Below are 21,695 nucleotides of genomic sequence, written 5' to 3' on the forward strand. Positions count from 1 at the left end.
CTGTCACAACCGGCGCCGCCGCCGGGCCTCGCGCTCGCGGCGCCGGGCCTCGATCTCGCTTTCCGGCGCGCCATTCTCCGCCGGCGCCGCCTCCGGCACCGGCTCGCGAAATTTGCGCACCCAGGCGCGACAGTCCCGATCGACGCCGTTGAGCACGTTCGCCGCGGCGATCGCGTGCATGTCCTCATCATGTAGGGGGTTCATGATGGCGGAGGTAAGCCCGTTGGACGAGGCCATGGACAGGAAATGCCCGTTGAGCAGCCGGCGATTGGGCAGGCCGAAGGAAATATTGGAGGCACCGCAGGTGGTGTTCACCTTCAACTCCTCCTTGAGGCGGCGCAGCAGCGCAAAGACCTGCCGGCCGGCGGTGCCCATGGCACCGATCGGCATCACCAGCGGGTCCACCACCACGTCGCAAGGCTTGATCCCGTGGTCGATTGCCCGGTGCACGATCTTCTGGGCCACCGCGAAGCGCACGTCCGGGTTCTCGGAAATGCCGGTCTCATCATTGGAGATGGCGACCACCGCGCAATCATATTTCTTGATCAGCGGCAGCACCCGCTCGAGGCTTTCATCCTCGCCCGTGACGGAATTGACCAGCGGCCGACCCTTGTAGACCTTGAGCCCCGCCTCCAGCGCGTCGATGATGGAGGAGTCGATCGAGAGCGGCACGTCCACCAGGCTCTGCACCAGCTGGATGGTCTCCGCCAGGATGCGCGGCTCATCCGCCAGCGGAATGCCGGCATTCACGTCCAGCATGTTGGCGCCGGCCGCCACCTGGGCGATCGCGTCGCGCTCCACGGTGGAATAGTCCCCCGCCTTCATCTCCGCCGCCAGCTTCTTGCGGCCGGTGGGATTGATCCGCTCGCCAATCACGCAGAAGGGCCGCTCGAAACCGATCACCACCTCCTTGGTGGCGGATGCCAACACCGTTTCGGTCATCTCATCTCTCCGTCCTGGCGGAATAGGTGGATTTGGGGGTCACGACGCGGCCGCCCGGCCGCCATTGGCGATCAGTGCCTTCAGCCGCGCGCGGTCATAGGTCTGCTCGAGGGATGCGGCGAGCCGGCCCGCCTCGGCGGCGAGATCATCGCCGCAGGGTTCGGGCGCCCCCCGCCGCCATTCATCGAGATAGGCGCCGGTTTCCGCAGCGCCACTGCGCATGGCGGCCATATCGATCGCCTCCTGGAAGCGCTCCGACAGCTGGCGCTTCTCGGCTCTGCGTCCAGACTTCGCAATGACCTGCGCCGGTATGTCCCGCCAATAGACGACGACCAGCTCGCCCATGAAAAGCGCCTCGCTCCCACGCGGGCCTGTTTGCCCGGATATGGACCATATGGGGGGAGGACGTCCGGCAGAGCGCGCGGCAGGCCGACATGCGGCTTTACGAAAACGACAAGCCCGGCCGTCGGGAACGGCCGGGCATCAGGTTGGCCACTCAAAGCACGGGTTAATGCCAATTCCTTTTGGTGTGCTTGCGATTACATCAACCCATCCAATCAGCACCGTGGCCAACGTGCAGAGCATCACTGTTCGCCGGATCGATATGATCATGGTAGCCATGGTCATGGTGACCGGTCATGGAAGAGTCAGGAATGACTGGACCGGGATGCATGGGGCTATGCGTCGCCTGCCCAGCAGTTGCATCATGCGACGGGGGGTACATGTAGGTAATCGTGAAATGCCCATTACTCGGGTGAACTCGATACAGTGCAGCCATGGAATTTTTCCTTGAAATAGAGAAATTTACTTGAACTCAACACATGGGCGTCTGGAGCTCTTCTTCAAGTTAATGTGCTTCTTCAGGGTAATCAACCTAAGATTGCATTATCTCATCCGACAGCGTAAAGGCTTCATTGGCTCGGCGCATCCGGAGCCCTGCTGCCTATGGCGGCCATAGCGCTTGGGATCGGGCGCGGCAGGCCGACATGGCGACTGCCGAAAGCGACAAGCCCGGCAAACGAGGCCGGGCTTGCGCATCACGGGAGACCTGGGTTCGAGCTTCCCGATCCAACGCCTACAAATGAACGCTGTCAGAGGCGGGCAAATGCTGAACACCCAGATCTGTCGCTTCATGGTGTTCGGCGCCGGAATACATATGGCCGGCGGGCTGCGCCGGCACACCTTGTTGTGGCTGGGCATAGGCCGGCGTTCCGGAAACCGCCGGCTGAGCGCTGCCCTGCGGCAGGACAGGTCCAATGCCCGCATGCGGATTCCAGGAGGGCGTCCCGTGGTCCGGAAGGGGAGCTTGACCCTGTACAGCGGGAACCGAGTTGTGGCCGTCACCCTGCGGCAGGACAGGTCCAACGCCCGCATGCGGATTCCAGGAGGGTGTCCCATGGCCCGGAAGGGGCGCTTGACCCTGTATAGCGGGAACCGAGTTGTGGCCGTCACCCTGCGGCAGGACAGGCCCAGGTCCGCCGTGGATAAATGGCTGCGGCGCCACCCCAGGCTGCGGCAGGGTATAGGCCGGTGTCCCCGGAACTGCTGGCTGACCGCCATCCGGAGGAAGAGCATGGCCCGATACGCCGGGCACCATGGGCTGGCCGTGGGTAAAGGCGGGCACCATGGGCTGGCCGTGGGTAAAGGCGGGCACCATGGGCTGGCCATGAGTAAAGGCGGGAGTCGTGGGCTGGCCTTCCTGCGGGCTCACGGCCGGAGTGCCACCGGACGATTCAAATGTCGCCATAGTATTTCTCCTCTCAAGAGCAATGATTTTCTTCCAATCAAAATCGGGTGCCTCTCCGGAGTCCTGAAAGTCGTTCCCGGGAGCATGCATGGACTTGATCAATTCAAGGTAGGCGCAATCGCAAAAATACACAACTATAACTTGAGTTAACACTAGACTAGCCTTGGTATTTGATGAATGCGGACACGATGGAGCTTGCGCGTCGTTCCCAGGCCATGCTCTGACGTTTCGCGCTTACCGTCGGGCGTGCGTCAGCGCTATGGGTGAGAGAATGGTCTGGCATCGGGAGGCTTTGGCGCTATGGCTGACGTGAGCACTGGAACCGGCGGAACACCTGCGTCAGGGCGCCAATCCCGTCGCGGCGGGGCAGCCGAGCGGCGGCAGCGGCGCAGCGGCGGCACGCGTCCCCAGCTCAAATACATCTCGCGCAAGATTCCCCTTTACGAGGTGCTGAGCGAGGAGGGGCTGGCGCTTATCGAGCGCAATGCGGACACAGTGCTGGAAGAGGTCGGCATCGAGTTCCGTGACGATGCCGAGGCACTGGCCATGTGGCGCGAAGCCGGCGCCGATGTGCGCGGCGAGCGCGTGCATTTTCCGAAGGGCCTGTGCCGATCGCTGCTCAAGAGCGCGCCGAGCGTGTTCACCCAGCATGCCCGCAACCCCGAGCGCAGCGTGCTGATCGGCGGCAACAGCACGGTCTTCGCGCCGGTCTATGGTCCACCCTTCATCCGCAATCTGGAGGAGGGCCGCCGCTATGCCACGCTGCAAGACTTCCAGAATTTCGTGAAGCTCACCTACGCTCTGCCGACCCTGCATCATTCCGGCGGCACCGTCTGCGAGCCGGTGGATGTGCCCGTGCACAAGCGCCACCTCGACATGGTGTATGCGCATATCCGCTATTCCGACAAACCATTCATGGGCTCAGTCACCCATCCGGAGCGGGCCGAAGATTCGGTCAAAATGGCCAAGCTGCTGTTCGGCGATGACTTCGTCGACCAGAACTGCGTGATGATCAGTCTGATCAACGCCAACTCACCCCTGGTATTCGATGCGACCATGCTGGGCGCGTTGAAGGTCTATGCCCGCAACAACCAGGCAACCGTCGTCTCGCCCTTCATCCTCGCCGGCGCCATGTCGCCGGTGACCGTGGCTGGAACGCTGACCACGATCCTGGCCGAGGCCCTGGCCGGCTGCGCCTTCTCGCAGCTGTGCCGCCCCGGCGCGCCAGTGGTGTTCGGCACGTTTGCGAGCTCGATCTCCATGCAGTCCGGCGCGCCGACCTTCGGCACACCGGAGCCGGCCCATGTGCTCTACGGTGCCGCGCAGCTCGCCCGGCGCATCGGCATTCCCTTCCGCTCCGGCGGTTCGCTCTGTGCCTCGAAAGTGCCCGATGCGCAGGCCGCCCACGAGAGCACGCAAACCCTGATCCCAACCCTTTATGCCGGCGTGAATTTCGTTCTCCATGCAGCCGGCTGGCTGGAAGGCGGCCTCGTCTCATCCTATGAGAAGCTCATCATCGATGCTGATCAGCTCGGCATGATGCAACGCTTCGCCGAAGGCATCGATCTCTCGGAAAACGGCCAGGCGCTGGATGCCATCCGCGAAGTTGGCCCGGGCAGCCACTTTCTTGGATGCAACCACACCCAAGCCAATTTCGAGACGGCCTTCTACCGCTCGACCGTGGCGGACAACAATTCCTATGAGCAGTGGCTGGCCGAGGGTGAGCAGGACGCTGCGCAACGGGCCAACCGGATCTACAAGCAGATGCTGCAGGACTATGTTCCGCCAGCCTTGGATGAGGGCACCGATGAAGCGCTCAAGGATTTCATTGCCCGCCGCAAGGCGGTTCTGCCGGACTCGCTGACCTAGCGTGGTTTTCCGGGCCAAGTGGCATCTGGATCGATGCCACCGGGTTTCGGGACATGGGCTTGAGCAGAGCGTCCGCTCTCTGGCGCGCACGCTCTGCCTCGGATGACCCATCGAAGGGGCTATGACGTGCTCCAGTAATCCGATGCCTGCGAATCGCTGTAGTGCCCGTGATCCGTCTGCCGATACGCGTCGTGCTGATCGGGGTGCGGCATGGATTGGCTCTGATACGGACCGGCGTCATTCCACAGCGGCGCTGCGGCATTGGGACCAACCGACTCGCCGGGCACCACGGTATGATCGGTCACCAATCCATGGTGCGCATGATCATAGACGAGAAAACGCCCGGCTGCTTGGTCCGGACTGAGACGGACGCTTGGGTTTATATACAGCTTGTTCGGGTCCATCGGCACGCCGGCGGGAGGAAGTTGCTCCGGGCCCGAATGCCAGCGCACAGGCCCGGGGTCGTAACCGCCCTGGTGGCGGGCCATTTGCGCCGGGTCGGGCCCGAACGCGACATATCGCTCCGGTGCCGCTGTGCTTGCAACAGACCCGTTCCTGGCATCGTATTCCGCGGTCGCCTGCACAGGGTCGGCGGGCGCTGGTTGGGACTGATAGAGCGGTGACTGGGATTGATAGAGAGGTGGCAAGGCAGTCCTCCATCAACAGCTGGACGTTATTTAAATAAGCTATCGCTACCTGAGATGGAGTAAAAATGGATTGCACAACTTTAGAATTGAGGAGTATCGAGATTCTATCTGAAGGAACGGTGAGAGAAACCGCTGGCATTTGAAATGCTGGCCCATGAAGCCACTTGGATTCACCTTGCGCCGGCCTGTGGTGAACGCCCGTTAGGAAACGGATCCTCCTATGACTGAGCTTGCCTTCGCATCAGCCACCGCGCTCGTCCGGGCGCTACGCGACCGCACGGTTTCGGCGCGAGAGCTCCTGGAGCTGTATTGGGCGCGGGTGGAAAAATATAACCCGGCGATCAACGCCATCATCTGGAGCGATATCGAAGCGGCCAGGCAGGCGGCCGATGCGGCCGACCGGCGGCTCGATGAGGGCAGGCCGGCGGGGGTGCTCGACGGCTTGCCGATGACGATCAAGGAGTCGTTCCAGCTGGCCGGCTCGCCCACCACCTGGGGCGTGCCGCACTACCGGGACAACATTACCGATACGGACGCCGATGCGGTGGCAAGGCTAAAGGCGCAAGGGGCGATCATTTTCGGCAAGACCAACGTGCCCTTGATGCTGGCTGACTGGCAGAGCTTCAACGTCATCTATGGCACCACCAACAACCCGTGGGATTTGTCGCGGGCACCGGGCGGCTCGTCCGGCGGCTCGGCGGCCGCGCTGGCTGCGGGGCTCACCGCCCTCGACATGGGCTCCGACATCGGCTCCTCGATCCGCAATCCCGCCCATTATTGCGGCGTCTTCGGCCATAAGCCCACCTATGGCGTGGTTTCCTATGCCGGCCATGCACTGCCGGGCATCGTCACCACGTCGGACATAACGGTCGCCGGGCCGCTGGCCCGTTCGGCAGCGGATCTTGCCTTGGAACTGGATGTGATCGCCGGACCGGAGGCGATCGAGGCATCCGGCTGGCGGCTTGATCTCAAGCGGCCGACGAAAACCGCCATATCCGAGTTCAAGATCGCGGTGATGCTGAGCGACCCGTGCTCGGAAGTGGACCAGCCGGTGCAGGACGAGATCGGCAGGCTTGCGGAGTTCCTCGGCAGCCGTGGCGCGAAGATCAGCTATACCGCCCGGCCGGCGTTCAGCACCGCGGAAGCCTTCGATATCTACATCGCTCTGCTGCGGGCGGCCACCAGCCGTGCACAGACCGACGAGGGCTTTGCCCGGCACGTGGAGCTCGCAGCCAAGCTGGATCCGAAGGATCAGAGCTATTTTGCGCGCATGGTCAGGGCTCATGCCATGCCGCACCGGACGTGGCTGCAGGTGAACGAGCGGCGCCACCACATGCGCCAGGCCTGGGCGCACTTCTTCCAGGAGTGGGACCTGTTCCTGTGCCCGGCGGCCGCCTCCGCCGCCTTCCCCCACGATCAGGAGGGCGAACGATACGATCGCAGGATCCTGGTGAACGGCAGGCAGGTGCCCACCACAGACCAGCTGTTCTGGGCGGGCTATCCCGGCGCCTTCTATCTGCCCGGCACGGTTGCGCCCATCGGCCTCAGCCCTGACCGCCTGCCCATCGGGGTGCAGATCGTCGGGCCGCACTACCAGGATTACACGACCATTGCCTTCGCCCAGCTGCTGGAACGGGAATATCGTGCGTTTCAGCCGCCGCCGGGATTTTCGTGATCCTGCGCCAACCTCGCCATAGTCCTTGCATGATTGGCGCGCAATGTCGGACGAGCCTGCCCTGAGCGGCGACCATTCACGTCCGGAGATCCCTATGCGCCTGACCGATCCCGTTGCCCGGCATCTGCCGAGCCGGTTGCCGACTCTGGCTCTGACCGTAGCCGCCGTGTGGCTGGTGCAATCCTTCCCCGCCCAGGCGCTCACCGTCGCCAACCACGACGACGATGCGGCCATGGTGGTCATCATCGCCAATGGCGAGGAGCAGGCCTATGAGCTGGCGCCGGGCGAGACGGTGACCGACCTCTGCAAAAGCGGCTGCACCGCCATTTTCGGCAATGGCGAGGAGATCACGATGACCGGCACCGAGACCGTTGCCATCGAGAACGACGCACCACGGATCACCAGCAGCAACTGACCCCGGGGAGGGTGCTCAGCCGTCCGCCGCTCCGGTCGATGCCGTCGTCACGTGCCGCTCGCGCATGTCGGCGGAATGGCGGTGCATGAACGCATCGAAATGGACCACCGTGCGGTCGCCCTCAATCCGCGCGACCGCATACATCGGGGGCTCGATGCTGAACGGCGAGGATACGCTACCGGCAACCAGCGGCGCCTGATAGGCCATGCCCGGAACTCCGGAGCAGAGCAATCCCTGCCACGTGCAGAAGACGGGACGGTGCACATGGCCGAAAAACAGATGATGCACCGCATGCTCGGCCAGGATATCCGCGAGCGCTTCGCTGGCTTTGAGCTTCGTCCGGTCCACGAGCGGCACGTCCACGTCGAATGGCGGATGATGGGCGAAGACATAGACCGGCAGCTCATGGGCGCGCGCCAGCACGCCGCTCAGCCAGGCCTGCCGCTGCACGCAGTAGTCGCCCGCGATGTCGTCTGAATCGAGCGTGTCGAGGAACACGAACAGGCCGTCTTCCGTCTCCCGAGTGAATTGCGCAAATCCGTCGCCGTCCCGTGGAGCCTCCCCGAATACCGCGAAGAAGGCGTCACGGCGGTCATGGGGGCCGAGGGTGAGCAGGGTGGGAATCGGGAAGCGGCCGAGCGTGCCCTTCAGGGCGGCATAGGCTGCCGTGTCGCCATCATTGGTGAGATCGCCGGTGATCACGCAGAAGTCCGTGTCCCCGTGGTGGCGTGCGATATCGCGCAGCGCAGCCAGGAAGCGATCCCACGGGTCGATGCCCCAGAGACGATTTCCCGGCGCGACCAGGTGGAGATCGCTCATATGAATGATCTTCATCGGATGTCCCCTCCCGTGAACCGCGGGTTCCGCCTCCTCCCACAGGGTCCCGACAGAGATTGGGCCTCATTGTGGCAGCCCCGCGCTTCAGCGCTCGCCGGCCGGGTCCCAAGCGAACAGCTGGGCGGCAATGATGGCCGCGGCTATACCCCAGACGGCCACGTTAGTGAGGTCGGGCAGCATGGCATAGACGTTCTCGGCCCCTCTCCAGGCGAAGCCGGAGCCGGAAAGGTCGGGCCGGAACGCATTGCCGAAGGCCACCGCGAAATGCTTCAGCGGAAAGATGTCGGCGGTGATCGTCATCCACGCCGGCAGGTCATGGAAGGGCCGGATGAAGATATTCGACAGGAAGGCCAGCGGCAGCAGCGTTGCATTGGTGACCGCCTGCGTGGTCTCGCTCGACCGGCACAAAGCCACCACCATCATGCCCAGAGCCGCGAAGGCGCAGCTTCCGACCGCCAGCACCAGCAAGGCGGCGGCGAGCCGGTCCGCATAAAGCTGGATGCCGTAGAACAGCATGCCCGCGCCCATGACGATGACGGCGGACACCATGGCGATGAGGGCGACGGCCAGGATCCGGGCGGCGATATAGATGGAGGGGGGCAGGGGTGTGCCGCGCACCCGCTTCAATATGCCCTGATCGCGCGCCGTGGCGGTGGAGACCGCAAGATAGGTGTAGCAGGCGGTCACCACCCCGAAAACGGCGAGCGCCGGGGAATAGAACTGCGCGGTGGTGTAGGTCTCGCCCTCGACCTGCTCGTTGCCGAAAATCTCGGTGAACAGCACGAGCAGGATCAGCGGCATGATGGTGACGAAGAACACCGCTGCCGGCCTCCGGCAGAACAACAGCAGTTGATGCCGCGTCTGGTCGAGGAGCAGGCTCACGGTGCGGCGCCTCCCGCATGAGCTGAGTCCGCCGCGCGCACCAGGTCCAGATAGATGTCCTCCAGGCTCGGCCGGGTGACGGTCAGGTGCTGCAGACTGATACGCTGCCGGAAAGCCCAGTGCGTGAGATCGGCCAGGATGGGCGTCGGATTGTCGACGCGGATCTCGATCCAGCCCCGCCTGAACTGGGTGACCTGCCGCAGCGGCCGCGGATAGGAATTCGGCAGTTCGGACGTGCCGAGGGTGAAGCGGATCTCGCTCTTGCCGCCGAAGGCGTCCTGAAGCTCGGCCGGCGTGCCTTCGGCGCAGATCACCCCGCCCACCAGTATGGCCAGCCGGTCGGCCAGGGTTGTCACCTCGTCCATGTGGTGGGAGGACAAAAGGATCGTCTTGCCCGACGTGGTAAGGCGGCCGATGAGCGACCAGATCTTGCGCCGCGCCTCCGGGTCGAGCCCGGTGGTCGGCTCGTCGAGGAACAGCACCTCGGGATTGCCGATGATGCCCAGGGCGAGGTCGAGCCGCCGCTTCTGGCCGCCGGACAAAACCTTGACCGGCTTTCCGGCCACGTGGCCGAGATCGACCAGATCAAGTGTCAGCTCCACCGCCAGAGGCTCCGGATAAAGCCGCGCAAAGGCTTGGGCCGTCTCCCGCACGGTCAGTTCCGGCTCGAGCGCCGTCGATTGCAGCACGATTCCGATTCGCTCGCGAAACCGCCGGCCGCCGGATCCAGGATCCATGCCGAGAACCGCAGCGCGGCCCCCATCCCTCCGGCGATAGCCCTCCAGGATCTCGATAGTGGTCGTCTTCCCCGCGCCGTTCGGCCCGAGCAGAGCATAGGTCTCGCCCCGCTCCACATGGAACGTGACACCGCGTAGCGCCTGCACGCCGCCATAGCTCTTGCGCAAATCGTCGACGAACACCGGCGGCGGCGACCTTCGCGGCGCGAGAGGCTGCGCCGTGGTCGCTAGCTCCACCATGAGCCGAGCCTTGGCCATCGAACGCTTGGCGAGCTTCCGCCTCGGCCAGTGCAGCACGCTGAACAACCCCTCTCAACGGTGCCGGCGCCTCTGTCTTGCGCCACGAGCGATCATATGCCTGATCATCTTCATACCGGCACCCAGGCGTGTTGTCCAATTGCGGCCATGGATGGCGGCCACGTAGCTGAGCAGGAATGCGTGGTCGTCTGGGCCCGGCGGCTCGAAATGCGGCCGGAATGTGCCCTTGCGCAGGAACACGGCCTTCGGTTGGGTCATCTCCAGCAGGCCTTCCGAGCCACGGGTGACCCCGTAGCCCGACTGCTTGCGGCCGGCAAATGGCGCGCGGGGATCGGCGGTGGGCACGATCATGTCGTTGATGCAGACCGCCCCGGCATTGATTCGCGCGGCAACCTCCCGGGCGCCGTACTCGGAGCCGAACACCGAGGCCCCGAGCGCATAGGGCGAGGCATTGGCCATGGCGACCGCCTCATGCACGTCCGCGGCCCGGAACAGCATGACCACCGGCGCGAAGATGTCGGCTCGGGCCAGCGGGTCCTCGACGCTGACATTCTCGATCACCAGCGGCGCCATGGCCGCTTCGCCCTCCGGCGGCGGAAACACCCCATGCACCACGGCGCCGGCCGCCTTGCTCTTGTCGAGCAGCTCGGCCAGCTTGGTTCTGGCCGGCTCCGCAACCTCAATCGGAGGAAGCTTTGCAACCTCCGCCAGCAGCCGCCCGCGCAGCGCGTCATAGATCGGTTCCAGCGCGATCACCCGGCGCGGCGCAATGCAGGTTGCGCTGCCATTGAGACGCAGCCCGTAGGCGATGGCCCGTGCTGCGAGGTCGAGATCCGCATCGAGCAGCACGAGGGCCGGATCGTTGCCCGAGAGCTCGAGCACAACCGGGATGATTCGATCGACCAGCCGCCCGAGCACCATGCGCCCGGTCTCGGCCGTTCCCGTCAGCACCACCTTGTCGATCTGATCGCGCAGCGCCGCGCGCGCGTCGTCCAGGCTGTCGGACGTGACGGAGACCAGATTCGGCGGCAGGCCCGCGTCATCGAGCAGCTCGATCAGCCAGCGGATCGGCTGCTCGCCGTTCTGGCCAGGCTTGATCAGCACCGCGTTGCCGGCGACCAGCGCCTGCAGGGCCTGCACCCCGGGCAGGAACAGGGGGTAGTTGGAAGGCCCGATGATCAGCACCAGGCCGAAGGGCTCGCGCCTTATGGTCACCTCGCTGCCCGCAAGCCACAAGGGACGGTCTTCCTTGCCGAGCGGCCGCGGCCTCAGGAGCTCCGCCGCGCGGCGCTCCAGGAACCGGCAGGCATCCACCAGCGGCACGACCTCCGCCGCGGTGAAATCGGCAAGCGATTTGGCCAATGTCGGGGCAACGGTGCCCACGAACTTGGGCGCACGCTCGGCAATCAGGTGCCGCAGTTCCGCCACGACCGCGACGCGCCGGTCGACCGGGGTGGCGGCCCAATCGCGCTGAGCCGCGCGCAGTATGGCGATCCGTTCGTGAATAGGCGTTGCGCGGTTCATTCGCCTGCTCGTTTGCGATCAAAAAGGAGTGGATGGTCGGTTGGCGGTGGTAATCTTATTAGGCTAGCGCGAAGGACATGCGATCTCGTAAACTGCGCGCGAGAGGGAAATTGCGCCGGGGTTCGGGCGCTTGCTATACGAACGTGTCGGGGGAGCCGAGGTTTGAGCGATCGAAGGAGCCGTCGCGTGGTCGTCATTGGCGCGGGGCCGGGCGGGCTTGCCTCGGCCATGCTGCTGGCGGCCAAAGGCGCCAAGGTCACCGTTGTCGAACGGCTGCCGCAGGTCGGCGGGCGCACCGGCCGCTGGCGCCAGGACGGCTTCACTTTCGACATCGGCCCCACCTTCTTCCTCTACCCTCGGGTTCTCGAAGACATATTCCGTGAATGCGGCCGCGATTTGTGGACCGAGCTCAGGTTCGAGCGAATCGATCCCATGTATCGCGTCCTGTTTGAGAATGCCGGCCATCTCGATGCAAGATCCGATGCGCAGAGCATGGCCGCCGAGATCGCCAGGCTGAGCCCCGAGGATGCCGCCCATCTGCCCCGCTACCTGGCGGACAACCGTAAGAAGCTTGCATCCTTCCGGCCGGTTCTGGAGAGCCCATTCAACGCGCTCACGGATTATCTGAAGGGCGACGTGCTGAAGTCGCTGTTCATGTTGCGGCCGCAGCTGTCGCTGGATCGGGATCTCAGGAAATATTTCAGGGACAGAAGGGTTCGGCAGGCCTTTTCGTTCCAGGCCAAATATCTCGGCATGTCGCCGTTCAACTGCCCGAGCCTGTTCACCATCCTCGCCTTTCTCGAGCACGAATTCGGGATATGGCACCCCATCGGCGGGCATGCGGTCGTCATGGACAAGATGGCCGAGATCGCCCGGGACATGGGCGTTGAGATCAGGCTTCAGGAGCCGGCAGTCCGTATTCTGTTCGAGGGCCGCCGCGCCGTCGGCGTCGAGACCACCAAGGGGCGCTATCCCGCGGATGCGCTGGTGATCAACGCTGATTTCGGCCATGCCATGGGTGCCCTGATCCCGAACCATTTGCGCCGGCGGTGGACCGACCGCAACATCGCGGCGAAGAAATATTCCTGCTCGACCTTCATGATGTATCTCGGCATCGATGGCCTCTACGAGGACGTGCCGCACCACAGCATCATGCTGGCCGAGGACCTCGAGGCCAACATAAGGGACATCCAGGACGGCCGGGTGCTGCCGAAGGCCCCGTCGATCTACCTGCAGAACGCGGGGGTGACCGACCCGAGCCTGGCGCCGCGCGGCATGAGCACGCTCTACGTGCTGGTGCCGGTGGCCCATGTCACGGGCGCGATCGACTGGCCCAGGGTTGTGCCGCAGTTCCGTGAGCAGGTGATCGACCGCCTCGAGCTGATGGGCGTGAAGCATCTACGGGAGCGTATCCGCTTCGAAAAGATCCTCACGCCCCAGGGCTGGCGGAACGATCTTGCCATCTACAAGGGGGCGACCTTCAATCTCAGCCATACGCTGGGCCAGATGCTGTATTTCCGGCCGCATAACCGCTTCGAGGATCTCGATCGGATCTATCTCGTCGGAGGCGGGACCCATCCCGGCAGCGGCCTGCCGGTCATCTTCGAATCGGCGCGCATCTCGACCCGCCTGCTTGCTGCGGACCTGGCGCTGGAGGCACCATCAAGCCTTGCCGCGGCCACGGTCATGCCGCCCATGGAATTGGAACTGGAGAAAGTCTGATGCAGATGCAGACAGTCAAGCGCGTGGCGGTTGTGGGTGGCGGGCTCGGCGGCCTGGCGGCAGCCTGTACCTTGGCCGCCCGCGGCCACGACGTCACCCTGTTCGACAAGAACCCCTGGGCCGGCGGCAAGGCCGCGGTGCTGCAAGGCCAAGGGTTCCGCTTCGACATGGGGCCGACCATCCTGACCGTGCCCGGCGTCCTGCGCCGGATCTTCAGCGAGGCCGGCCGCAAGCTGGAGGACTATGTGGAGCTGGTGCGGCTCGACCCGCAATGGCGCTGCTTCTTCGACGATGGCTCCGTGCTGGACCTGGTGGAGAACGTCGACCAGATGGCGCAGAACATCGCCAACTATACGGGCGACCCTCACTCCTCCGAAGGCTACAAGCAGTTCATCAAGCTTTCAGAGCGCCTGCACGACGTCTCCAACCGCTTCTTCTTCTGGAAATCGGTGGAGGACCTCAAGGACACCATTGATTTCAAGCGCAATCTCGATGCCAAGACCCTGGCCGACGTGATGTCGCTGCGTATGGGCGCGACGGTGGCCGGCACCATTCGCCGCAAGGTGCCGGACGAGCGGGTGGCGCAGATGCTCGACCACTTCACCCAGTATGTCGGCTCCTCGCCCTATGCCTCGCCGGCGGTGCTTTGCTCCATCGCCCACATGCAGACCGAGCTCGGCGTGTGGTACCCCATGGGTGGCACGCGGGCGGTGCCTGTCGCCCTGGAGAAGCTGGCGCGCGAGCTCGGCGTGAAATTCCACCTCGGCACCAATGTCCAGCGGATTGCGCAGGCGCAAGGCCGGGTGGTCGGGGTGGTGACCGACAAGGGCGAGCAGTTTCCGATGGACGCTGTCGTGTCCAATATGGACGCGATCAGGACCTATGCGGAGCTGATCGGCGGCGAGGCCGGCGCGCGCTATATGGACATGCGCAAATACGAGCCGGCCTGCTCGGGCGTGGTGCTCTATCTCGGCCTCAGCAAGGCTTACGACCATCTGCTGCACCATTGCTTCGTCTTCTCCCGCGACCCCGAGGAGGAGTTCGACGCGATCTACAACGAAGGCGAGCCGGCGCCGGACCCCACCTGCTATCTCGCGGCAACGGCGCGCACCGAAAAGGGCGTGGCGCCGGAAGGTGGCGAGGCGCTCTACGTGCTCGTGCACACGCCTTACCTGCGTCCGCACCACGACTGGTCCAAGATGCTGCCGGCCTACCGCCGGATCATCCTCGACAAGCTCAAGCGCTCGGCCGGCATGGAGGATATCGAGGAGCGGATCGTGTTCGAAGACAGCCTGACGCCCCAGGGCATTCACGACCGCTACAAGGTGCTCAACGGCGCCATCTACGGGCTCGCCAGCCACGGCCGCTTTCTCGGCGCGTTCAAGCCAGGCAACCGCAGCCGCCATGTGCAAGGGCTCTATCTCGCGGGCGGGGCGGCCCATCCCGGTCCCGGCATGCCCATGGTGATGATGTCCGGCTGGATCGCCGCCGATGCCCTCGATCAGGACGCCAAGGGGCGTATAGCGGCTTGAGCGGACGCGCGACAGGGGCGACGGCGGCGCTGAATGCCTATTCGCCGTTTCTCTTCAAGCTGTTCGCGCGCTATCTCGACCGCTATTTCGCGGCAAACTTCACCGCCGTGCGCGTTCTGAAGCCGGGGCTTCCCCATCTCCCAGCCGGCCGGCCGCCCATCTTCTTCAGCAATCATGTGAGCTGGTGGGACCCGATCTTCTATGTGCTGATCGCGGCCCGGCTGCTTCCCGGGTACCGGAGCTTCGGCCCGATCGATGCGGCATCCCTGCGCAAATACCGCTTTCTCAGGCGCCTGGGGATTTTCCCTGTCGAGCAGAACACGGCCCGCGGCGCCGCGCAGTTCCTCACCACGGCCCGTGGGCTGCTCGCTGCGCCGGGCACGGCGCTCTGGATCACCCCGCAAGGCCGTTTTGCCGACAGCCGCGAGCGGCCCATCGCGTTCCGTCCGGGGCTTGCCCATCTCGCCCGCGACGTGCCGGACGCCGTGCTGGTGCCGGTGGCGCTCGAATACCCCTTCTGGAGCGAGCGGCGGCCGGAGGCCCTGTTCTCGTTCGGCCCGATCATCGATCCGCGCGACCATGGCGACCGGACTGCCGCGCAGTGGAATGCGCTGCTCGAACAGCGCATGATTGATCAGATGGAGCGGCTTGCCGCAGCGGCCATTGCCCGCGATCCCGAACGGTTCGATGAGCTGGTGGTCGGCCGGGCGCGGGTCAGCCCCGCCTATGACGGATGGCGCTGGCTCAGGGCCAGGGTCAGGGGCGAGCGCTTCTCCGCCGCGCACGAGGATTGAGCGACGCCATGTTTCCCGCCCTGGCCATTGCCTGTCTCGTGCTGGCGCTCATTCCCTTCCTGCTGTGCCTGATGAATCTGTTTCTGTACAGGCCGCCGCAAGCCGTTGCGCCGGCGGGCATTCCACCGGTTTCGGTGCTGATACCCGCCCGCAACGAGGAGGCGGGCATCGCACGCACCCTGGAGGCCGTGCTCGCCAACCGCGGCTGCAGTTTCGAGGTGGTCGTGGCGGATGATTCCTCCACCGACCACACCCGCGCCATCGTCGAGGACTTCGTGAGGCGCGATCCCCGCGTCCGGTTGATTGCCACGCCGCCGCTGCCGCCCGGCTGGATGGGCAAGAACAATGCCTGCCAGACACTTGCCGCGGCTGCCCGCCACGACATCGCTCTGTTCGTAGATGCGGATGTGCACCTTGCGCCCGATGCCGTTGCGCGCATTGCCGGATGTCTCGTCCGGCGCCGGCTGAGCCTGGCCAGCGGCTTTCCCCACCAGATCACCAGAGGCTTTTGGGAGAAGCTGATGGTGCCGCTCATCCATTTCGTCCTCCTGGGCTTCTTGCCGATGATCGGCGCGCGGCTGAGCAATTGGCCCGCCTTCGCCACCGGATGCGGCCAGCTGATCGCGGTGCGGCTGTCCGACTATCGCGCCATAGGGGGCCATGGCGCCATCCGCGGCCTCATCCATGACGGGGTGCAGTTGCCGCGCCTCTTCCGCCGCCACGGGTTGAGAACCGATCTTTTCGACGCGGAGACCCTGGCGGCCACCCAGATGTACGGCAATTTCCGCGACCTGTGGGCGGGCTTCTCCAAGAATGCCCACGAGGGGATGGCAACGCCTGTCGCCTTGCCCATCTGGACGGTACTGCTGTTCGGTGGCCAAGTGCTGCCGTTCCTGTTGTGGCCGGTGGCCTGGTTCGGATCCGCCGATCCCGTGGCGCGCTGGGCGCTCGCTGCTGCCATAGGCTGCGCCTGGGCCATGCGGCTGGCTTTGGCGCTTCGCTTTCATCAATCCTGGCTCAGCGCATTGCTGCATCCCTTCGGCATTCTCGTCACCTTGGCCCTGCAATGGATGGCGCTGTGGCGCTGGCACGGCGGCAAGGAAGTACGCTGGCGTGGCCGTGCCTATTCGCGTTCGTGAGTTTGCCGCATCGAGGCCACCTTGTTCGGCGCGCCCGAGCCGACATAGAATGGCGGAGATCACAGCCCTCTGGAGCTGGAACGATGTGGAAAGGCCTCACAGGCGCGGTGCTTGCGGCCGTTTTGAGTCTCGCCGGGATCCATTCGGCGGCCCAATCTGCCCCCGGGCAGACGGCCTATGACTTCAGCTTCACTGCCATAGACGGCAGCCCCATGCCCCTGTCTCGCTTCAAGGGGAATGTGCTGCTGGTGGTGAACACCGCTTCGAAATGCGGCTTCGTTGGCCAGTACGACGGCTTGGAGATGCTGTGGAACGCCTACAAGGACAGGGGCCTGGTGGTGATCGGCGTCCCCTCCAACGACTTCGGCGGGCAGGAACCCGGCTCGCGGGAGGAGATCGCCGACTTCTGCAGGCTCAATTATGGCGTTTCCTTTCCTTTGACCGACAAGACAGCCGTCTCCGGCGACAACGCCCATCCCTTCTACAAGTGGGCTGGCGACGAGGCCGGTCTGGTCGGGCGGCCGAAGTGGAATTTCCATAAATACCTGATCGGCAGCGACGGCCGGTTCCTCGACTGGTTCGCGACCACGACCGACCCGCAATCCGAGAAGCTGATCAAAACCATTGAGGCGGCGCTTGCTGAACCCAAGCAGGAGATGCCGGCCCATTAGCGTTCCAAACGGCAACGCAACCACCAGATGCAACTTGCGTTCTGTACTCGCGAAAGGAATGCGACTCACCGTACTGTATCCGGCAATGTGAGTGTGTGGTGCGGACAGAAAAGGCCAATTGCGAAATAAGCCGTGGTGCCCGCCGCGCGTGCATGCGCCGGCCGAGGCGGATGGAGGTGTGAACGATGACCGGAGAAGCCATTGGCCCGGTTCTTCAGGCTAAGGGCCTGCATGCTCACCAGGGCCGTGCACATGTGCTGCGGGGGGTGGATCTCTCGATCTACGAGGGCGACGGCGTGGCGCTGACCGGTGCAAATCGGGCGGGGAAATCAACGCTACTCCGCACATTGGTTGGCCTCGTGATGCCGAGCGCCGGCGAGGTTCTGTTCAGGGGACAACAGATCGAGGGCCGACCGGCCAACGAGATCGCGAGGCTCGGCATCGGCTTCGTGCCCAAGCAGCGGCGGGTCTTCGCCCGCATGACCGCTTACGAGAACCTGGAGATCGGCCGCCGGCTCGAAGCGCCGCAAAGAAGCAAGGTGGAGTGGACCTTCGACAAGGTCTTCCATCTCTTCCCGCGGCTCGCGGCACGGAAGGACCGATTTGCCGGGGATCTGAGCCCGGGCGAACAGCGGCTGCTGATCATCGCGCGCACTCTCATGGGCAGCCCGGAGGTCGTGCTGCTGGACGAACCGGCCCATGATCTCCCCGCTGACGATGTGGATGAGCTGATTCGGGTGCTCGACAGGATGCGCGGCGAGGGGCTCAGCCTGGTGGTTGCCGAGACGTCGCTGCGGGTGGCGGCTGCCGTCTGCGACCGCGTCTGCGTCATGGAAGACGGCAAGATTCTGCAGCAGCAGGCGCTCGAGCCCATCGAGGAGGACGAGGACGAACCAGTCGGTGCAAAACAGAAGGTTGCCACTGCCGGCCATTCCTGAGCAAGCTGCCCCTGGGCGGCATTGCTGACGCTGCCGTCTCTGGCTTGAGTTAAGGGAGTGCCATGCCGCTTGGGGCGATGCCTCGCGCCTTGTTCTATGTTGCGCCTGGCCGCGCCGAATTGCGTGCGGTTGAACCGAGGAAAAGATCCGCCGGCGTCGAGATCTGCCTGGTGCGGACCTGTTGGTCCGGGCTGAGCCGCGGCACCGAGCGCCTGGTGTTTCAGGGCCGTTTGCCGCCATCGGAATGGCAGCGCATGCGCGCGCCTTTCCAAGAGGGCGATTTTCCCTTTCCCGTGAAATATGGCTATAGCGCCGTAGGCCGCGTCGAACGCGGACCGCCCGACCTCGTCGGACGCCATGTCTTCTGCCTCTATCCCCATCAGGATCAGTTCGAGGTGGAAGCTGCGGCCCTCGTTCCCCTGTCTGAGGGCGTTCCGCTCCGGCGCGCCATCCTCAGCGCCAATCTGGAGACCGCGCTCAATGTGATCTGGGACAGCGGCGCTGCCCCGGGCGATCGCATCACCATCATTGGCGGTGGCATCGTCGGTCTGCTCGTCTGCTACCTCGCGGCAGCATTGCCCGGAGCGGAGGTCACCCTGGTCGACATCGCGTCCGGGCGGGCCGAGATCGCCCACCTGTTCGGCGCCCATTTCGCCGCGCCGGAAGATGCCCCGGGCGAGGCAGACATCGTGATCCACGCCAGCGGCAGCCCCCAGGGCCTGGCCCTGGCGCTGGAGCTGGCCGGGACCGAGGGAACCATTGTCGAGGCAAGCTGGTTCGGTGACCAGACTGTCGGCCTCCCCCTCGGGGCCGCCTTCCACAGCCGCCGCCTGCGGCTGATCGCGTCGCAGGTGGGCATGGTCGCGACGGCGCGGCGCGCGCGCTGGACCCATCGCCGCCGGCTGGAGAAGGCGGTCTCGCTGCTCAGGGACGACCGTCTGGACCGGCTGGTGACCCATGAGGTGGGATTTGATGACCTTGCCGGGCAGATTGCCGGCCTGCTAAAGCCCGGGGCTCCAGGGCTCATGGCGGCTGTGCGCTATCGAGCTGAATGAGGGAGTTGGCCGAATGTATGCGGTGGAGGTTCGTGACCACATCATGATCGCGCACAGCCTGCCGAGGCCGCTGTTCGGACCGGCGCAGGGGCTGCATGGTGCAACCTATGTTGTGGACGCGGCGTTCATGCGCTCCGAGCTCACGGAGGACGAGGTCGTCCTCGATATCGGGCGGGCGATCGCGATGCTGCGCGAAGTGCTCGCCCCGCTCAATTACCAGAACCTCGACCGGCTGCCCCATCTCAAGGGGCGGATCACGACCACCGAATTCCTATGCCGGCTCATCTTCGACGAGATCGTCAAGCGGCTCAACGCCGGCGCGTTCGGTCCGGGCTCGGAGGGGGTTGAGCGGGTGAGGATCACGTTGCAGGAGACCCATCTTGCGCGCGCCTGGTACGAGGGAGACGTCAACCGGTGACCGCCGCCGTCTTCGCATTGCCAGCACCCATAGACACGCTGACCGGGGGCTATGGCTATGCGCGTAAGGTGGTGGAACTGCTGCCGGAGCACGGCGTGCCGGCCGAATATCTCGAGCTTTCCGAGGCCTTTCCGCACCCGACCGAGGCCGCTCTGTCGGAAGCCTCGGCACGGCTCGGCGCCGTTCCGCGGGACAAGGTCCTGCTCATCGATGGCCTCGTGTTCGGCGCGCTGCCCGACCACATGCTGAAGGCGCTGCAGCGGCCTGTGATCGCCATCATCCACCACCCGCTCGGCCTCGAACATGGCCTGAGCGGCGATGACGCCCAGCGGCTGCTGATCTCGGAGCGCCAGGCGTTGGCGATGGCTGCCCATGTGATCGTCCCGAGCCGCACCACCTCGCTCACCGTGCAGACGTTGTTCGGCGTGCCGGCCTCGCGCATTACCATCGCGCCGCCTGGCATCGACCCTGCACCTCGCGCTCCCGGGCCTCTGGAGGACCATCAGCCGCTCAAGATCCTGTCCGTGGGCTCCCTCATCCCCCGCAAGGGGTTCGACATTCTGGTGGACGCCTTGGCCCTCATCGCGGACCGCAGCTGGGAAGCCAGGATCATCGGCGGTGCGGAGCACGACCCGGCCTGTGCCAATGCCCTGCGGAAACAGATTGCGGCGCGCGGCCTCGAGGGCCGCATCGCGCTGCCGGGCGCCTTCACGCCCGACCGGCTCGCCACGGTTTACCAGCAAGCGGACATGTTCGTCCTGCCATCCCGCTACGAAGGCTATGGCATGGTCTTCGCCGAAGCCATGGCACGCGGATTGCCCGTCATTGGCGCCTCGGCCGGCGCGCTGCCGGAGGTCGTGCCCGCCTCCGCCGGGCTGCTGGTGCCGAAGGATGACCCCTATGCCCTGGCCGGCGCCATTCTGCGGTTGATCGACGATCCCGGTTTCCGCCGCAGGCTTGCCGATGGAGCCTGGAACCACGCCCAGCAATTGCCCAGATGGAAGGATACCGCTGCGATCATCGCCCAAGTGCTGAAACGGTCGGCTCCATGAGCTTCACGGCGGACTGGCTGGCCTTGAGGGAACCGGTCGATCACCGATCACGCAATAGGCGCGTGGCCGATGCCGTGCGCGCGCATTTCAGCGGCAAGAGCGGGGTCACCGTGCTCGATCTCGGGGCGGGCACCGGCGCGAACCTCAGGGCAACCATGCCTTTGCTGCAGCGGCCGCAACGGTGGATAATGGTCGACAACGATCCGACCTTGCTTCAACGGATCACCGCAACGGATTCGACGATCGAGATCATTCGTGAGGAGAGGGATCTCGCAACCGACCTCCGGTCGGTGCTCACAGGGGCGCCGGTGAGCCTGGTGACCGCTTCATCCCTGTTCGACCTGGTCTCGGCACCATGGCTGGAGCAGCTGGTGGGCTTCCTCGCCGAGCGCCGGCTGCCGCTCTATGCGACCCTCATCTACACCGGCACCGAGCGATGGCTGCCGCTGCACCCCGCCGATGGCGCCATGCTCTCGGCCTTCTTGCGCGACCAGCGGCGCGACAAGGGCTTCGGGCCGGCGCTGGGACCCGACGCGTGGAACTGGCTGGTGACGCTGCTTGAGGCCCGGGGCTATCACATCGTCATCGGGCCGAGCGACTGGCAGCTCACCTCTGCCGACGGCCCCCTGATCCGGGCGCTTGCAGGCGAGATTGCCGCGGCCGCCCACCGGGAGGGCGGTCTGCCGCCGGAGCATATCGAAGACTGGCACAGCGCCCGGAACACTGCGCTCGGCTGCGCCATCGGTCACAAGGACGTCTTCGCTGTCCCTGGCGGTGGCCGGTAGGGCCACGCGATGAAAGGACCTGCCCGGCCGCACCTGGCAACGATCATGTGCCCTTG

The 21,695-nt window shown here is 65.0% G+C and carries 20 protein-coding genes; 13 read left to right on the top strand and 7 right to left on the bottom strand.

What is annotated here, in order from left to right; genetic code table 11:
- Positions 1-3: 3 nt before the first annotated feature.
- The gene (locus E4P09_RS19270; protein ID WP_137391274.1) at positions 4-942 is read right to left on the bottom strand and encodes a methyltetrahydrofolate cobalamin methyltransferase; all 939 of its coding nucleotides are present in this window, start codon (positions 940-942) and stop codon (positions 4-6) included.
- A 39-nt stretch (positions 943-981) separates the two neighbouring features.
- Positions 982-1,287, bottom strand: coding sequence for a virulence factor (locus E4P09_RS19275; protein ID WP_137391275.1), 306 nt, complete (start codon positions 1,285-1,287; stop codon positions 982-984).
- Positions 1,288-2,989: 1,702 nt separating this feature from the next.
- Between E4P09_RS19275 and E4P09_RS19285 the strand changes: the two genes are divergently transcribed.
- Positions 2,990-4,558 (top strand): trimethylamine methyltransferase family protein, encoded by a 1,569-nt coding sequence (locus E4P09_RS19285; protein WP_137391277.1) that lies wholly within the window; start codon positions 2,990-2,992, stop codon positions 4,556-4,558.
- Positions 4,559-4,677: 119 nt separating this feature from the next.
- On the opposite strand, the gene E4P09_RS19290 is transcribed toward E4P09_RS19285, so the two are convergent.
- Positions 4,678-5,205 carry a hypothetical protein gene (locus tag E4P09_RS19290; RefSeq protein WP_137391278.1) on the bottom strand — a complete coding sequence of 176 codons (528 nt, stop codon included), beginning with the start codon at positions 5,203-5,205 and terminating at the stop codon, positions 4,678-4,680.
- 220 nt (positions 5,206-5,425) lie between these two features.
- Between E4P09_RS19290 and E4P09_RS19295 the strand changes: the two genes are divergently transcribed.
- Both E4P09_RS19295 and E4P09_RS19300 read left to right on the top strand, forming a co-directional pair.
- Entirely contained in the window at positions 5,426-6,880 is a 1,455-nt protein-coding gene (locus tag E4P09_RS19295) for an amidase (protein WP_137391279.1), read from the top strand.
- Positions 6,881-6,923: 43 nt separating this feature from the next.
- Positions 6,924-7,295: a hypothetical protein gene (locus tag E4P09_RS19300; RefSeq protein WP_137391280.1), complete on the top strand. Its 372-nt coding sequence runs from the start codon at positions 6,924-6,926 to the stop codon at positions 7,293-7,295.
- Between the two features lie 15 nt (positions 7,296-7,310).
- Here E4P09_RS19300 and E4P09_RS19305 read toward each other — a convergent pair whose 3' ends face one another.
- From E4P09_RS19305 to E4P09_RS19320, 4 genes are all read right to left on the bottom strand, one after another.
- Entirely contained in the window at positions 7,311-8,129 is an 819-nt protein-coding gene (locus tag E4P09_RS19305; protein ID WP_137391281.1) for a phosphodiesterase, read from the bottom strand.
- An 87-nt stretch (positions 8,130-8,216) separates the two neighbouring features.
- Positions 8,217-9,014 carry an ABC transporter permease gene (locus tag E4P09_RS19310; protein WP_170984510.1) on the bottom strand — a complete coding sequence of 266 codons (798 nt, stop codon included), beginning with the start codon at positions 9,012-9,014 and terminating at the stop codon, positions 8,217-8,219.
- Positions 9,011-10,048, bottom strand: a complete 1,038-nt coding sequence (locus tag E4P09_RS19315; protein ID WP_205042198.1) for an ABC transporter ATP-binding protein — start codon at positions 10,046-10,048, stop codon at positions 9,011-9,013. The genes E4P09_RS19310 and E4P09_RS19315 overlap by 4 nt, the downstream gene beginning before the upstream one ends.
- Before the next feature lie 15 nt (positions 10,049-10,063).
- Positions 10,064-11,533 carry an aldehyde dehydrogenase family protein gene (locus E4P09_RS19320; RefSeq protein ID WP_137391283.1) on the bottom strand — a complete coding sequence of 490 codons (1,470 nt, stop codon included), beginning with the start codon at positions 11,531-11,533 and terminating at the stop codon, positions 10,064-10,066.
- Between the two features lie 186 nt (positions 11,534-11,719).
- On the opposite strand from E4P09_RS19320, the gene crtI reads away from it, so the two are divergent.
- The 10 genes from crtI to E4P09_RS19370 all read left to right on the top strand — a co-directional run bounded on the left by crtI (position 11,720) and on the right by E4P09_RS19370 (position 21,639).
- Positions 11,720-13,255, top strand: coding sequence for a phytoene desaturase family protein (gene crtI / locus E4P09_RS19325; protein ID WP_239025274.1), 1,536 nt, complete (start codon positions 11,720-11,722; stop codon positions 13,253-13,255).
- A gap of 5 nt (positions 13,256-13,260) precedes the next feature.
- Positions 13,261-14,787, top strand: coding sequence for a phytoene desaturase family protein (locus tag E4P09_RS19330; protein ID WP_137391595.1), 1,527 nt, complete (start codon positions 13,261-13,263; stop codon positions 14,785-14,787).
- Complete coding sequence (locus E4P09_RS19335) at positions 14,784-15,581, top strand: lysophospholipid acyltransferase family protein (protein ID WP_170984512.1); 798 nt, start codon at positions 14,784-14,786, stop codon at positions 15,579-15,581. The genes E4P09_RS19330 and E4P09_RS19335 overlap by 4 nt, the downstream gene beginning before the upstream one ends.
- 8 nt (positions 15,582-15,589) lie before the next feature.
- Entirely contained in the window at positions 15,590-16,720 is a 1,131-nt protein-coding gene (locus E4P09_RS19340) for a glycosyltransferase family 2 protein (protein WP_137391284.1), read from the top strand.
- 83 nt (positions 16,721-16,803) lie between these two features.
- Positions 16,804-17,391 carry a glutathione peroxidase gene (locus E4P09_RS19345; RefSeq protein ID WP_137391285.1) on the top strand — a complete coding sequence of 196 codons (588 nt, stop codon included), beginning with the start codon at positions 16,804-16,806 and terminating at the stop codon, positions 17,389-17,391.
- Positions 17,392-17,576: 185 nt separating this feature from the next.
- Positions 17,577-18,329 carry an ABC transporter ATP-binding protein gene (locus tag E4P09_RS19350; protein ID WP_137391286.1) on the top strand — a complete coding sequence of 251 codons (753 nt, stop codon included), beginning with the start codon at positions 17,577-17,579 and terminating at the stop codon, positions 18,327-18,329.
- Between the two features lie 62 nt (positions 18,330-18,391).
- Entirely contained in the window at positions 18,392-19,384 is a 993-nt protein-coding gene (locus E4P09_RS19355) for a zinc-dependent alcohol dehydrogenase (RefSeq protein WP_239025275.1), read from the top strand.
- Positions 19,385-19,397: 13 nt separating this feature from the next.
- Positions 19,398-19,802 carry a 6-pyruvoyl trahydropterin synthase family protein gene (locus E4P09_RS19360; protein WP_137391287.1) on the top strand — a complete coding sequence of 135 codons (405 nt, stop codon included), beginning with the start codon at positions 19,398-19,400 and terminating at the stop codon, positions 19,800-19,802.
- The gene (locus E4P09_RS19365; protein ID WP_137391288.1) at positions 19,799-20,854 is read left to right on the top strand and encodes a glycosyltransferase family 4 protein; all 1,056 of its coding nucleotides are present in this window, start codon (positions 19,799-19,801) and stop codon (positions 20,852-20,854) included. Before E4P09_RS19360 ends, E4P09_RS19365 begins: the two co-directional genes overlap by 4 nt.
- Complete coding sequence (locus tag E4P09_RS19370) at positions 20,851-21,639, top strand: small ribosomal subunit Rsm22 family protein (RefSeq protein WP_137391289.1); 789 nt, start codon at positions 20,851-20,853, stop codon at positions 21,637-21,639. The genes E4P09_RS19365 and E4P09_RS19370 overlap by 4 nt, the downstream gene beginning before the upstream one ends.
- The last annotated feature ends 56 nt before the right edge of the window (positions 21,640-21,695 follow it).

The sequence above is a fragment of the Rhodoligotrophos defluvii genome (assembly GCF_005281615.1).
Lineage (GTDB): Bacteria > Pseudomonadota > Alphaproteobacteria > Rhizobiales > Im1 > Rhodoligotrophos > Rhodoligotrophos defluvii.

What these genes read in the sequence shown, in the direction of transcription:
- E4P09_RS19270 (WP_137391274.1), bottom strand. Translation starts at nt 942, where the DNA reads ATGACCGAAACGGTGTTGGCATCCGCCACCAAGGAGGTGGTGATCGGT.
- E4P09_RS19275 (WP_137391275.1), bottom strand. Translation starts at nt 1,287, where the DNA reads ATGGGCGAGCTGGTCGTCGTCTATTGGCGGGACATACCGGCGCAGGTC.
- E4P09_RS19285 (WP_137391277.1), top strand. Translation starts at nt 2,990, where the DNA reads ATGGCTGACGTGAGCACTGGAACCGGCGGAACACCTGCGTCAGGGCGC.
- E4P09_RS19295 (WP_137391279.1), top strand. Translation starts at nt 5,426, where the DNA reads ATGACTGAGCTTGCCTTCGCATCAGCCACCGCGCTCGTCCGGGCGCTA.
- E4P09_RS19300 (WP_137391280.1), top strand. Translation starts at nt 6,924, where the DNA reads ATGTCGGACGAGCCTGCCCTGAGCGGCGACCATTCACGTCCGGAGATC.
- E4P09_RS19305 (WP_137391281.1), bottom strand. Translation starts at nt 8,129, where the DNA reads ATGAAGATCATTCATATGAGCGATCTCCACCTGGTCGCGCCGGGAAAT.
- E4P09_RS19320 (WP_137391283.1), bottom strand. Translation starts at nt 11,533, where the DNA reads ATGAACCGCGCAACGCCTATTCACGAACGGATCGCCATACTGCGCGCG.
- E4P09_RS19330 (WP_137391595.1), top strand. Translation starts at nt 13,261, where the DNA reads ATGCAGACAGTCAAGCGCGTGGCGGTTGTGGGTGGCGGGCTCGGCGGC.
- E4P09_RS19340 (WP_137391284.1), top strand. Translation starts at nt 15,590, where the DNA reads ATGTTTCCCGCCCTGGCCATTGCCTGTCTCGTGCTGGCGCTCATTCCC.
- E4P09_RS19345 (WP_137391285.1), top strand. Translation starts at nt 16,804, where the DNA reads ATGTGGAAAGGCCTCACAGGCGCGGTGCTTGCGGCCGTTTTGAGTCTC.
- E4P09_RS19350 (WP_137391286.1), top strand. Translation starts at nt 17,577, where the DNA reads ATGACCGGAGAAGCCATTGGCCCGGTTCTTCAGGCTAAGGGCCTGCAT.
- E4P09_RS19355 (WP_239025275.1), top strand. Translation starts at nt 18,392, where the DNA reads ATGCCGCTTGGGGCGATGCCTCGCGCCTTGTTCTATGTTGCGCCTGGC.
- E4P09_RS19360 (WP_137391287.1), top strand. Translation starts at nt 19,398, where the DNA reads ATGTATGCGGTGGAGGTTCGTGACCACATCATGATCGCGCACAGCCTG.
- E4P09_RS19370 (WP_137391289.1), top strand. Translation starts at nt 20,851, where the DNA reads ATGAGCTTCACGGCGGACTGGCTGGCCTTGAGGGAACCGGTCGATCAC.